The following is an 11,013-nucleotide window of genomic DNA, read 5'->3' on the forward strand; positions in this document are numbered from 1 at the left end:
AGATGGGGAGTTGCAAGCCCCGCCGGCACGGCACTGCAGCGCGTAGCCCTCCGGCAGGTAGAAGAGCTCAACGCGAGCCGTTTGACCGCAACGCCCATCATGCTCAATGTTCTGATCGTCGAACCGCACGATATTGCCCGTGTCGGCCTGCGCCAGATCCTCAAGGATTCGCGCCTGGCCCGGCAGATCGAGGCCGTACCGGACCTGCTCAACGCCAACCACGACCTGCTTGCCGAACGCGAGTGGGACGTCATGCTGTTCTCGGTGGAATCCGCCACCGGCGATGAATTCCAGACCATCAAGGCCGTGCGCCAGCAGCATGCGCGCCTGGCCGTGCTGGCACTCGGCCGCCATCCTGAAGCGTTGCTGGCCGTGCGCGCGCTCAAGGCCGGCGCCTCCGGCTATCTGCCGATGGACGCCAGCCAGCCGCAGCTGCTCGCGGCCGTCAACGCCATCTCCAAGGGTAAGAAGTACCTGCCGTCCGACCTGGTGGAAGTCCTGGCCGACAACCTGAATGTCGACTGGGACAAGCCCCGCCACGACATCCTCTCCGACCGCGAATTCCAAACCCTGCGCATGCTGGGCTCCGGCCGCACGCTGGGCGAGATTGCCGAGGCGCTGCAGATCAGCGCCAAGACCGTCAGCGTGTATCGCGGCCGCGTGCTATCCAAAATGAAGCTGCGCAACAACGCCGAGCTGACGGTGTATGTGGTCAGCAATGGGTTGCAACTCTAGGGGCGGTTTGAAGACACCGAAACGCGCATCGCAACCCCTGAATGGATTGCGATGCGAAGTCTTCAGCATTATTTCCTTCGCAGCGTTTCTCGCCCATCCAGCTCATGTCGCACGCCGGCTTTGAGGTGGTTCCTCACGAAGGCTTTCGATTATCTCCAGCCGGAAATCTTGCGAACGGTCCGCCATTGAACTTTACTGCGGAAGCCTGCCCGCAGAATGCGGTTTTCAGGCAGCCCCGCTCAAGTGTCAGGATGCCCCTTATCCGGAAGGCGCCCTTCAGAGGAAGCCATGACCAACTACGTCTACCCGCTCGGACATTCCGATCGTGAACTCCAGCGCTTGATTTTTCAGGGTGAAATGCTGCAAGCCATCACGCATCGCATGCTGCTTTCGGCCAATGTGGGGGCGGGCTCCAGCGTCCTTGATATCGGCTGCGGCGTTGGTGGGGTGAGTCAATTGGCTGCGCGCCTTGTCGGGCCCCGCGGACATGTGACGGGCATTGACCAGAGCGACGCTGCGATCAGCTTGGCGACCTCGCTGGCTCGGAGTGCAAACCTATCCAACATTACCTACACCAACAGCACGCTTGAACACGCGAACTTAGACCAGCAATTCGATGCGGTGGTCGGTCGTGCGGTTTTACTCTTTCAACCGGATGTCGTGACTTTCTTAAAGAAAGCGGCCCGGCTCGTCAAACCAGGTGGATATATTGCATTCCATGAGATTGACGACGGCCGCCAATTTCAATCGCGGCCGAAGGTGGAAATATGGGATTTGACCATGCGCGCGCTTCTATCCAAGCTCCAGCAAGGATGTCCTCAATATGACATCGCCCAGCGAATGGTTGAAGTCTTTGCGCTTGCCGGCTTGCCCGTCCCTGAATTGACCTATGAAATCCCGACCGCGGGCGGCAAAGCCGAGTCCCTCTGTCTCTGGGCCACGGAAACACTCCGCAGTCTCTCTGGAAATGCAACCCACGCGCAACTGGCCGATGGATACGCAATGGATTGGGGCGCGCTGAATTTGGAGCTGCAAAGCGCCATCTCTTCTGCGAATGCACAAGTGGAGTTTCTTGGGCAAGTGTGCGCGTGGGCAAGAATTCCAGTGTGTTAAGCCTGTGGCGATGCGGAAACATCAGCCACAGTGCACAGTCACCCCGCCCACACTGTACCCACTCTTGATACGTGGAGTTGCGTTCATCAGAAACGATGAGGGGCGTGCGTGCTATAGCGCCGCGCGTTTTCGCGCACCAAGTCTTGCACGGCGGTGGGCTCCAGCGGGCGCGCGAGCAGGTAGCCCTGAAACTCATCGCACCCCACTTCGCGCAGGAACTCGAGTTGCCCGGTGGTCTCCACCCCTTCGGCCACGGTCTTCATGCCCATGGCCTGCGCCATCATGATGATGGCCCGCGTGATGGCTGCGCGTTCCGCCACGTGGGGCAAGTCCTGCACGAACGAGCGATCGATCTTGAGCGTATCGATCGGGAAACGGTGCAGATACGACAGCGACGAATACCCCGTGCCGAAGTCGTCCAGCGCCAGCGACACGCCCATCGCCCGTAGCTCGGTGAGCAGCGCATGCAATGATGGATCGTCGCGAATCAAGATGCCTTCGGTCATCTCCAGCTCAACCGCGTTGCCGGGCAGTCCGCTGGTGGACAGCGCGCCACGCACCATGGCGCTCAAGTGCCCCGAGCTGAACGCCTGCCCCGACAGGTTGATCGACATGCGTAAGTGCGGCAGCCCGATGCGGCGCCAGCGCGCGAGTTGGTCGCAGGCGGCGCGCAGGATCCACCGGTCGATCTCGACAATCAACCCGGTCTCTTCGGCATCGTGGATAAACTGGCCGGGCATCATGTGGCCGAAGTCGGCCGAGTTCCAGCGGATCAGCGCTTCCACGCCGACAATGCGGCCGCTGCGCACGTCCACACGCGGTTGGTAGTCCGCGTAGAACTCGTTGCGGTCGCTGGCGCGGCGCAGGCCCGATTCAATGCGGAAACGGCGCGAGACGCGGTCGTCCAGATCGCTCGTAAAGGTCTGGAAGTTGTTGCGCCCGCGCTCCTTGGCCAGGTACATGGCGGCGTCGGCCTTGCGCAGCAGCGTGTTGGGGTCGTCGCCGTCGTGCGGTGCTACGGCAATGCCGATCGACACCCCCAGATACAGCTCCTGCCCCTCTATATAGAACGGCGCGCTGATGGCCGACAGGATGCGTTCGGCCACGCGGCGCGTGCCCATGCCATCGAGCGCTTCGAGCATGACGACGAATTCATCGCCGCCCAGGCGCGCCACGGTGTCGGCTTCGCGCGCGCAGGCCTGCAGGCGCGCGGCTACTTCCCGCAGCAGCATGTCGCCAAACTGGTGGCCCAGCGTGTCGTTGACGTTCTTGAAACGATCCAAGTCCAGGAACATGACGGACACGCGCGAGCGATTGCGGCGCGCGATGGCCAGCGCGTGCTCCAGCCGGTCTTCAAGCGCAGAGCGGTTCAGCAACCCGGTGAGCGTGTCGTGCGTGGCCAGATGCCGGATGCGCTGCTGCGCCTCACGGATCTGCGTGATATCGACCAGCGACACCAGCACCGAATACGGCGGCGCGCCGTCCACAGCGCCCGTCGGCGAGGCGGTCATCGGTTGGCCACCCTGGGTATACAGCGGCGTCCAGTTGCTCGACACCCACACGGTGCGGCCATCCTGGCAATGCAGCCCGAAGATCTGGTTCAACTGCGGCTGGCCCTCGGCCAGTACGTCGCGGTCGGGCCAGTCGGTCTCGTGGATGGAGGTTTCGAACTCGTCGACGGCCGAATTGACCACCGTGGGCAACAACCGCCCGATCAGTGCGTCCACCGGCATGCCCAGCAGCCTGGCCGCGCTCGGGTTGGCGTAGGTGACGCGCCGGTCGGCGCCGCAGACCAGGATGCCCTCGGTAAGCGCGTTGACCATCGACAGCAGATCCAGCTTTGGGCAGAAGCCCGGCAGTTCGCCGCGCGCCGGACAATCGGCAGGCAGGCCGTCGGCATCGACCGTTGCCAGGGCAACACGCGTGGGAAAAGGTAGAGGGTTCAAGACGGCTTCCGACAAGGCAAGTGTGCGGGCCGGACCACGCCGGCGCCTTCTGCCCATTTACAACGGCAGGCGTTCGTAAATCTTTCGGACCAGCGTCACATTTGCGTCAAAAGACAGGCTCGCGCGCTTGACAAGACACATTTGTGCTTGCCTCGGCATCTTAAATATGAATTAAACGTCACTTTCAGAAGTCGCTTCAGCACGCCGGCAGCATCGCAAACCCCCGAGATAGGCGGGATTGACCGCGTTTCTTGTCGGAATGAGGTGGACACAGCTGAGGAAGAATGCCATCCGAGAACCCGACTCTGTTGTTTGCAACATGCACCAGGGCCGGGAAGCCAATCCCCCCTTTGTTCCCGAGTGATCCCCATGGCCGAAGCTGCTGCCGCTACCACCACCGCCCCCGCCTCGCAGCCCAAGGGCGGCTCCACCAAGCTGCTGCTGATCATCCTGATCGTGCTCGTGCTCGTCGGCATGGGCGGCGCCGCTGCCTGGTTCTTCCTCGGAGGCGGCAATCACGCCGCATCCGGCCCCGCCGCTCCGCCCAAGCCGAAAGAGCCGGTGTTCGTGGCCATGGAAACCCTCACCGTCAATCTGCAGCCCGAAGAAGGCAACGATCGCTACCTGCAGATCGGCATCACATTCAAGAGCTTCAACAAGCACGCCGAAGAAGAGATCAAGACCTACACGCCGGAGCTGCGCAGCCGGGTCCTGACGTTGCTCGCCAGCAAGTCGCCTACCGAGCTGTACTCGGCCGAGGGCAAGGGCAAGCTGTCCAAGGAAATCGTCGAGCAGTGCGAGGAGGTGTTCAAGGCCGTCGGCAAGGAATCGCCGGTGGCGGACGTCCTGTTCACCAACTTTGTGATCCAGTGACATGCTCAAGGAAGAGTTTCTTTCCCAGGAGGAGATCGATGCCCTCCTCAAGGGCGTCTCCGACGAGGCAGACGATGAACCCGTCGAAGACGCCCCGACCGGCATACGCTCCTACAACCTGGGCTCGCAGGAGCGCATCGTCCGTGGGCGCATGCCCACGCTGGAAATCATCAACGAGCGGTTTGCGCGCAACTGGCGTATCGGGCTGTTCAACTTCATGCGGCGCAACGCGGAGATCTCCGTCGGGCCCGTGAAGGTGCAGAAGTACAGCGAGTTCATTCGCAATCTGGTGGTGCCGACCTCGCTGAACCTGGTGCACGTCAAGCCGCTGCGCGGCACGGCGCTGTTCGTGTTCGACCCCAACCTGATCTTCCTGGTGGTCGACAACCTGTTCGGCGGCGACGGGCGCTTTCACATGCGTGTGGAAGGCCGCGACTTTACGGATGTCGAGCAGCGGATCATCCAGCGCATGCTGCAGCTCGTGTTCGAGCACTACGCCCGCGCATGGCAGCCGGTGTACCCGATCGATTTCGAATTCCTGCGCATGGAAATGCACACCGAGTTCGCCAACGTGGCCACGCCCAATGAAGTGGTGGTGACCACCAGCTTCAGCATCGAGCTGGGCAGCAACGGCGGCGACGTGCACATCTGCATGCCCTACACCATGATCGAGCCGATCCGCGACCGGCTCACCTCCGCCATCCAGGGCGAGGCGCTGGAAGTGGACAAGCGCTGGCTGCGGCTGCTCTCGCAGCAGGTGCAGACCGCCGAGGTGGAACTGATTGCCGACCTGGCCACGGCCAAGGTGCGGTTCTCCGACATCGTCAACATGAAGGCCGGCGACGTGATCCCGGTGGAGCTGGACGATTTCGTGACCGCCAAGGTGGACGGCGTGCCCGTCATGGAATGCAGCTACGGCACGTTCAACGGCCAATACGCGCTGCGGGTCAACCGCATGCTGAATATGAGCGGCAGCGAGCCTGCCACGGAGTCTGAAGATGACAACTGAACCGACCATGAACCCCGAAGCCAACGCCGACGACATCGATGTCGAAATGACGATGGAAGAGGCCATGGCCCTTGAGGCGGCCCACCGTGCCCAAACCAGTGCTGCCTCAAACCCGCCAGCCGCGGCCCCTGCCGAAACCAGCCCGGTGTTCAAGCCGCTGACGGCCGACAGCCTGGGCGGCGGTGGTAGCGCCCAGCGCAACGACATCGACATGATCCTGGACATCCCCGTGCAGCTGACGGTGGAGCTGGGCCGCACCAAGGTGCCCATCAAGAACCTGCTGCAGCTCGCACAGGGCTCGGTGGTGGAGCTGGACGCACTGGCGGGTGAACCGATGGACGTCCTTGTCAACGGTTACCTGATCGCCCAAGGCGAAGTGGTGGTGGTGAACGAGAAGTTCGGGATCCGCCTGACCGACATCATCACGCCGTCGGAACGCATCCGTAAGTTGAATCGTTAAGCGGCGACTTGCGGTAACTCGCGGCAACTCGCCGCAGCATGGCGCCGCGATTCGGCACCCTGACAGCAACCACAGCTCCCCCCGGGCAAGGTGTTGACATGAACCAAGCAGTGGATTGGGCCCGCACCTTTGGCGGGCTGTTTGTAGTGTTAGCCATGATCGTGGCTGCTGGCTGGCTATTGCGCCGCCTGCAGCAGCGTGGCGGCATGGGCCCCTTGGGTGCTGGCCGCCGCCGTGGCCAGGTCATCACCGTGGTCGCTCAGCAGATGCTGGGCGCGCGCGAGAAGGTGGTCGTGGTGGACGTGGAAGGCACGTGGCTAGTGCTGGGCGTCACGCAACAGCACGTGCAGACGCTGCACACGCTGCCGCGCCCGGTCGAGGAAGCCACCGAAACCTCCAGCGGCAACGACAACCCCGGCACTGCCGACGGCACGTCCAGCGCAGGCAAGCCGCCCAGCTTTGCCGATGCCCTCTCCCACCAGATCAAACGCCACCTGACGGGGAAGTCGGAATGAAGTTGCGTGTTGTGTCCCGTTCCCTCGTCCGTTGGCTGGCGGTGCTGGCGCTGTTGGGCGCTGCCCCGGCCGTCTTTGCACAAGCGCAACCTGGTCTGCCGCTGCTCACGGGCGCGGCCGGTGGCCAGAGCTATACACTGCCCGTCCAGACGCTGATCTTCCTCACGTCGCTCGGTTTCTTGCCGGCCATCATGCTGATGATGAGCAGCTTCACGCGCATCATCATCGTGCTGTCGCTGCTGCGCCACGCGCTGGGCACGCAAACCACGCCGCCCAACCAAGTGCTGATCGGGCTGGCGCTGTTCCTCACGTTCTTCGTCATGTCACCGGTGCTCGACAAGGTGTACACCGACGCCTACGTGCCGCTGCGCGACAACAAGATCACCGTGGAACAAGCCATGGACACCGCCGCCACGCCGCTGCGCCAGTTCATGCTCAAACAGACCCGCGAGCCCGACCTCGCCCTGTTCGTCAAGATGGGCAACATGCCGCCCATCGCCGCACCTGAGCAAACGCCCATGCGCGCGCTCATTCCCGCCTTCGTCACCAGCGAGCTGAAAAGCGCGTTCCAGATCGGGTTTGCCATCTTCATCCCGTTCCTGGTGATCGACATTGTGGTGGCGGCGGTGCTGATGTCGATGGGGATGATGATGGTCACGCCGTCGATCTTCTCGCTGCCGTTCAAGATCATGCTGTTCGTGCTGGTGGATGGCTGGCACCTGTTGCTGGGCTCGCTAGCCCAGAGCTTTGTGCAATAAGGAGCGCTCATGACGCCCGAGTACGTATTGGACATGGCCCGCCAGGCCATGCAGGTCGCCATGATGGTGGGCGCACCCATGCTGCTGGTGTCGCTGGTCGTGGGCCTGCTGGTGGCGGTGTTCCAGGCCGCCACGCAACTGAATGAGCAATCGCTGTCGTTCATCCCCAAGCTGGTGGCCGTGGCCGCCACCATGATCCTGGCCGGCCCGTGGATCGTCAGCGTCATCGTGGACTACACGCGCGGCGTGCTGACCAACATCCCGAACTACGTCAACTAACGTAGCACCGCAAATCCAAGCCCACGCCTCATGATCCAGTTCACCGCCACGCAGCTCAACGGCTGGATCGCCATGTACTGGTGGCCGCTGGTACGCGTGCTGGCGTTCATCGCCATTGCGCCGCCGTTTGCCAACACCGAGGTGCCGAACTCGATCAAGATCGCGTTTGGCGTGATCGTCACGGTGGCGCTGGCCCCCATGGTGACGCTTTCCCCCGATGTGGCCAGCGTGTCGGTCGGCTCGTACGCAGGGCTCTGGGTCACTCTGCTGCAGGTGGCGATCGGGCTGACGCTGGGTTTTTGCGTGCAGCTCGTGTTCTCGGCCATCAGCGGCGCGGGTGAGTTGATGTCAATACAGATCGGCCTCGGTTTCGCCTCGCTGCTGGACCCGCAGCAGACCGAAAGCAGCATGCTGCTCGGCCGCTTCATCAGCCTCACGGCCATTACCGCGTTCATTGCCGGAGACGGCCACCTCGTGCTGTTGCACGCGCTGTTCGACAGCTTTACCGCGCTGCCGGTCTCGGCCACGCCCCTGGCCAACCCGGGCTGGCAGACGCTCGCTGGCAGCGGCACGATCGTTTTTGCGCTGGCCCTGCGCATTGCCCTGCCGATCATCGCCATCATGCTGGTCGTCAATCTGGCGTTTGCGGTGCTCTCACGTACCGCGCAGGCGCTGAACCCGTTTGCCGTGGGCATTGCCGCCACGCTGGTGGTGGGGCTGATGCTCGTCATGGTGATGATGACCTCGCTGGCACCCGTGGTGGAGCGCTCTGTCATGGACGCGCTGGAACTCGGCGGCAGGGCGTTTGGGCAGTTCGGGGCGCGTTAAGCCCCCGCCCCCGCACTCAACCAAAAGAATTAAAACAATCGTTTTATCCCTGCGACGTTGGGGCGCCACCATGCGCACGATGCGGATGCCACCTCCCTGGTTTTGCACGGACGTTTCGTATATCCCCTCCACTTTTTCCGGCTTCGTCGCGCATGTGACACGAAATTACGCAAGTGGTTGTTTTCGGAGGGAACTTTTCAGTATGATTCGGCCCGGGGTTGGGGAATAGCAAGCGTATTGAAAGACAAAATCGGCCGTGATTAACGGCCCGTGCGTTCACCCAGATCAATCGATAACAACGAGAGCGGATCGGGTGGAGGCGAATGCGCAGGGTTGCGCAGCGGCCGCTCCCGTGCCGGGGCGCCACGCAATCGTGCGGGGCACTGGCCCTGCTCCCTACGCGAACACCGATATGCCCGATTTGCACTGGACTATCCCGGTTGCTCGCTGGTCCTGCTGGCCTGCTGTTGGTTCTGATTCAGTTTCGTCGCCCGACCTCGGTTTTATTGAACCGATGGTGCGGCGTCGCCTGAGCACGCTGTCTAAAAGCGCACTGAAAGTCGCACACGATTGCGTGGCAGACGTACCGCACGCGCGCATCGTGTTTGCGTCCCGGCACGGTGAACTGCGCCGCACGGCCGGCATCCTGGCCGACATTGAAAACGCCGAGCCCGTCTCCCCCACCGCCTTCAGCCTGTCCGTGCTCAACGCCATGAGCGGCGTGTTCAGCATTGCGCGCGGCGACACGTCGCCCGCCATTGCCGTGTCCGCCGGCCCCGCCACGCTGGGCCTGGCGCTGCTCGAAGCGCACGCGCAATACACGGCGAACCCGGCCTCGCCGGTGCTGCTCGTCTATGCGGATGAGCCTGCGGATGCGCGCTTTGGCGCCGTGGTCGACGAGGTGGATGAACGCGCGCTAGCCATCCTGCTCGATGGCACGGCAACGGGTTCGCTGGTGTGCTCGCACAGCGCGCCCGGTGAGGCTGCCGCGCAAAACGCATCCCCCATGACCACGCAAAGCCAGGCCGTACTGCACAGCCTGGCCACGCGCACCACCAGCACGTGGCTGCACGCCGGCGGCACCTGGACGTGGCAATGGCGCGAGGGGCTATGACACGTCCATTGACATTGACCACACGCATCAACAAGGCATGGCGCCTGGTGGCGACGGGGCTGGCCTTTGTCGTCTTCGGCGTCTGCGGCGTACTGTTTTCCATCATCGTGTTTCCGCTGGCGTGGCTGTGGCCTCACCGCGCCTCGCGCCAGCGCACGGTCACCTTCATCATTCACTGGTTCTTTCGCGCGCTGGTGCGTGCGCTGCAATGGCTGGGCGTGATGACGCTGGACATGCAGGGCGCTGAGCGCCTGCGCGCAGGCGGCCCGGCCATCGTGGTGGCGAACCACCCAACGTATCTGGACGTGGTGGTGCTGCTGTCGCTCACGCCGCGTGCCTGCTGCGTGGTCAAGAACGCGCACTGGGGCAACCCGTGCTTCTGGGGCATCGTGCGTTCGGCGGAGTACATCAGCAATGCGGACCCGACCGAACTCGTGGAAGCCGGCGCGCGCCAACTGGCCGCCGGCTACACCATGATCATCTTCCCCGAAGGCTCGCGCAGCCCGGCCAAAGACCGCTTGCATCCGTTCTCGCGCGGGTTTGCGCACATGGCGCTCAACGTGGGCGCGCCCATCGTGCCCGTGCTGATGGATTGCGACCCGCCCGCCCTCACCAAGGCCATGCGCTGGTACGACGTACCGCCGCGCGCGTTCTGCATCAAGGTGGCGGTGCTGGAGCCCGTCAGCGTTGCCCAATACGTGCCGGAAGGTGCGCCGTCAGCCTTGGCTGCGCGGGCGCTGACCTCCGGCATTGAAACCCATATCACCGACCATCTTCTGCAATATGGATTCCTTGAAGCTCGAAATTAAGCAACTCCTGATCGAGGCACTCGATCTGGAAGACATGACACCGGCCGATATTGACGACGACGCTCCGCTATTCGATACCAATGGCATCGGCCTGGATTCCATTGACGCATTGGAAATCGGCATCGTGCTGCGCAAGCGTTATCAATTGACGATTGCCGCCAATGACGAACAGACGCGCGAGCATTTCCGCTCCGTGAATACACTTGCGGCACTCGTCCAGAGCCAACAATAATCGCGCCGCCGAATCGCACCAGCGCACCAGCGCACCAGCGCACCGGCAGAAATAGGGAGAAAACCACATCATGACGGACACCGAGATCCTCGAACGCATCCGCGCCATTTTCAAAGAGAACTTCGATATCGCCCCCGAACGCGTTACGCCCGAGGCGCATCTGTTTGAAGAGCTGGACCTGGACAGCATCGACGCCGTGGACCTGGCCATCAAGCTGCAAGAGATGACGGGCCGCCGCATCAAGCCGGAAGAATTCAAGACCGTGCGCACGGTGGGCGATGTGATCGTCGCGGTTGAATCGCTGCTGGCGGCATAACCGGATGCCCGCGCGGATGCAAGCGC

General features: G+C 62.9%; 14 protein-coding genes. 13 read left to right on the plus strand and 1 reads right to left on the minus strand.

The genetic code is table 11. The features are described from left to right. The first annotated feature begins 81 nt into the window (after window positions 1-81). Entirely contained in the window at window positions 82-735 is a 654-nt protein-coding gene (locus AB0305_RS00260) for a response regulator transcription factor (protein ID WP_366170311.1), read from the plus strand. A gap of 357 nt (window positions 736-1,092) precedes the next feature. Then, window positions 1,093-1,848 (plus strand): class I SAM-dependent methyltransferase, encoded by a 756-nt coding sequence (locus AB0305_RS00265; protein WP_366170663.1) that lies wholly within the window; start codon window positions 1,093-1,095, stop codon window positions 1,846-1,848. A gap of 86 nt (window positions 1,849-1,934) precedes the next feature. Here AB0305_RS00265 and AB0305_RS00270 read toward each other — a convergent pair whose 3' ends face one another. Then, entirely contained in the window at window positions 1,935-3,809 is a 1,875-nt protein-coding gene (locus AB0305_RS00270) for an EAL domain-containing protein (RefSeq protein ID WP_366170313.1), read from the minus strand. A 354-nt stretch (window positions 3,810-4,163) separates the two neighbouring features. Between AB0305_RS00270 and fliL the strand changes: the two genes are divergently transcribed. The 11 genes from fliL to AB0305_RS00325 all read left to right on the plus strand — a co-directional run bounded on the left by fliL (window position 4,164) and on the right by AB0305_RS00325 (window position 10,987). Next, entirely contained in the window at window positions 4,164-4,667 is a 504-nt protein-coding gene (fliL, locus tag AB0305_RS00275; protein WP_366170315.1) for a flagellar basal body-associated protein FliL, read from the plus strand. Window position 4,668: 1 nt separating this feature from the next. Continuing rightward, window positions 4,669-5,676, plus strand: coding sequence for a flagellar motor switch protein FliM (gene fliM / locus AB0305_RS00280; RefSeq protein WP_366170317.1), 1,008 nt, complete (start codon window positions 4,669-4,671; stop codon window positions 5,674-5,676). Further along, on the plus strand, window positions 5,666-6,136 hold the full coding sequence (gene fliN / locus AB0305_RS00285; RefSeq protein WP_366170319.1) for a flagellar motor switch protein FliN: 471 nt from the start codon (window positions 5,666-5,668) through the stop codon (window positions 6,134-6,136). The genes fliM and fliN overlap by 11 nt, the downstream gene beginning before the upstream one ends. 98 nt (window positions 6,137-6,234) lie before the next feature. Next, window positions 6,235-6,651 carry a flagellar biosynthetic protein FliO gene (fliO, locus tag AB0305_RS00290; RefSeq protein ID WP_366170321.1) on the plus strand — a complete coding sequence of 139 codons (417 nt, stop codon included), beginning with the start codon at window positions 6,235-6,237 and terminating at the stop codon, window positions 6,649-6,651. After that, entirely contained in the window at window positions 6,648-7,409 is a 762-nt protein-coding gene (fliP, locus tag AB0305_RS00295) for a flagellar type III secretion system pore protein FliP (RefSeq protein WP_366170323.1), read from the plus strand. The genes fliO and fliP overlap by 4 nt, the downstream gene beginning before the upstream one ends. Window positions 7,410-7,418: 9 nt before the next feature. Further along, window positions 7,419-7,688 (plus strand): flagellar biosynthesis protein FliQ, encoded by a 270-nt coding sequence (fliQ, locus tag AB0305_RS00300; protein WP_366170325.1) that lies wholly within the window; start codon window positions 7,419-7,421, stop codon window positions 7,686-7,688. Between the two features lie 30 nt (window positions 7,689-7,718). After that, window positions 7,719-8,516, plus strand: coding sequence for a flagellar biosynthetic protein FliR (fliR, locus tag AB0305_RS00305; protein ID WP_366170327.1), 798 nt, complete (start codon window positions 7,719-7,721; stop codon window positions 8,514-8,516). A gap of 412 nt (window positions 8,517-8,928) precedes the next feature. Next, window positions 8,929-9,630, plus strand: a complete 702-nt coding sequence (locus AB0305_RS00310; RefSeq protein ID WP_366170329.1) for a beta-ketoacyl synthase chain length factor — start codon at window positions 8,929-8,931, stop codon at window positions 9,628-9,630. Window positions 9,631-9,638: 8 nt separating this feature from the next. Then, the gene (locus tag AB0305_RS00315) at window positions 9,639-10,439 is read left to right on the plus strand and encodes a lysophospholipid acyltransferase family protein (RefSeq protein ID WP_366170331.1); all 801 of its coding nucleotides are present in this window, start codon (window positions 9,639-9,641) and stop codon (window positions 10,437-10,439) included. Continuing rightward, window positions 10,414-10,671, plus strand: a complete 258-nt coding sequence (locus tag AB0305_RS00320; protein ID WP_366170333.1) for a phosphopantetheine-binding protein — start codon at window positions 10,414-10,416, stop codon at window positions 10,669-10,671. The genes AB0305_RS00315 and AB0305_RS00320 overlap by 26 nt, the downstream gene beginning before the upstream one ends. A gap of 70 nt (window positions 10,672-10,741) precedes the next feature. Then, on the plus strand, window positions 10,742-10,987 hold the full coding sequence (locus tag AB0305_RS00325) for an acyl carrier protein (RefSeq protein WP_366170335.1): 246 nt from the start codon (window positions 10,742-10,744) through the stop codon (window positions 10,985-10,987). Window positions 10,988-11,013 lie beyond the last annotated feature (26 nt).

The organism is Arthrobacter sp. NPDC080086, from assembly GCF_040702285.1.

What these genes read in the sequence shown, in the direction of transcription:
- AB0305_RS00265 (WP_366170663.1), top strand. Translation starts at nt 1,093, where the DNA reads ATGCTGCAAGCCATCACGCATCGCATGCTGCTTTCGGCCAATGTGGGG.
- fliL (WP_366170315.1), top strand. Translation starts at nt 4,164, where the DNA reads ATGGCCGAAGCTGCTGCCGCTACCACCACCGCCCCCGCCTCGCAGCCC.
- fliM (WP_366170317.1), top strand. Translation starts at nt 4,669, where the DNA reads ATGCTCAAGGAAGAGTTTCTTTCCCAGGAGGAGATCGATGCCCTCCTC.
- fliN (WP_366170319.1), top strand. Translation starts at nt 5,666, where the DNA reads ATGACAACTGAACCGACCATGAACCCCGAAGCCAACGCCGACGACATC.
- fliO (WP_366170321.1), top strand. Translation starts at nt 6,235, where the DNA reads ATGAACCAAGCAGTGGATTGGGCCCGCACCTTTGGCGGGCTGTTTGTA.
- fliP (WP_366170323.1), top strand. Translation starts at nt 6,648, where the DNA reads ATGAAGTTGCGTGTTGTGTCCCGTTCCCTCGTCCGTTGGCTGGCGGTG.
- fliQ (WP_366170325.1), top strand. Translation starts at nt 7,419, where the DNA reads ATGACGCCCGAGTACGTATTGGACATGGCCCGCCAGGCCATGCAGGTC.
- fliR (WP_366170327.1), top strand. Translation starts at nt 7,719, where the DNA reads ATGATCCAGTTCACCGCCACGCAGCTCAACGGCTGGATCGCCATGTAC.
- AB0305_RS00310 (WP_366170329.1), top strand. Translation starts at nt 8,929, where the DNA reads ATGCCCGATTTGCACTGGACTATCCCGGTTGCTCGCTGGTCCTGCTGG.
- AB0305_RS00320 (WP_366170333.1), top strand. Translation starts at nt 10,414, where the DNA reads ATGGATTCCTTGAAGCTCGAAATTAAGCAACTCCTGATCGAGGCACTC.
- AB0305_RS00325 (WP_366170335.1), top strand. Translation starts at nt 10,742, where the DNA reads ATGACGGACACCGAGATCCTCGAACGCATCCGCGCCATTTTCAAAGAG.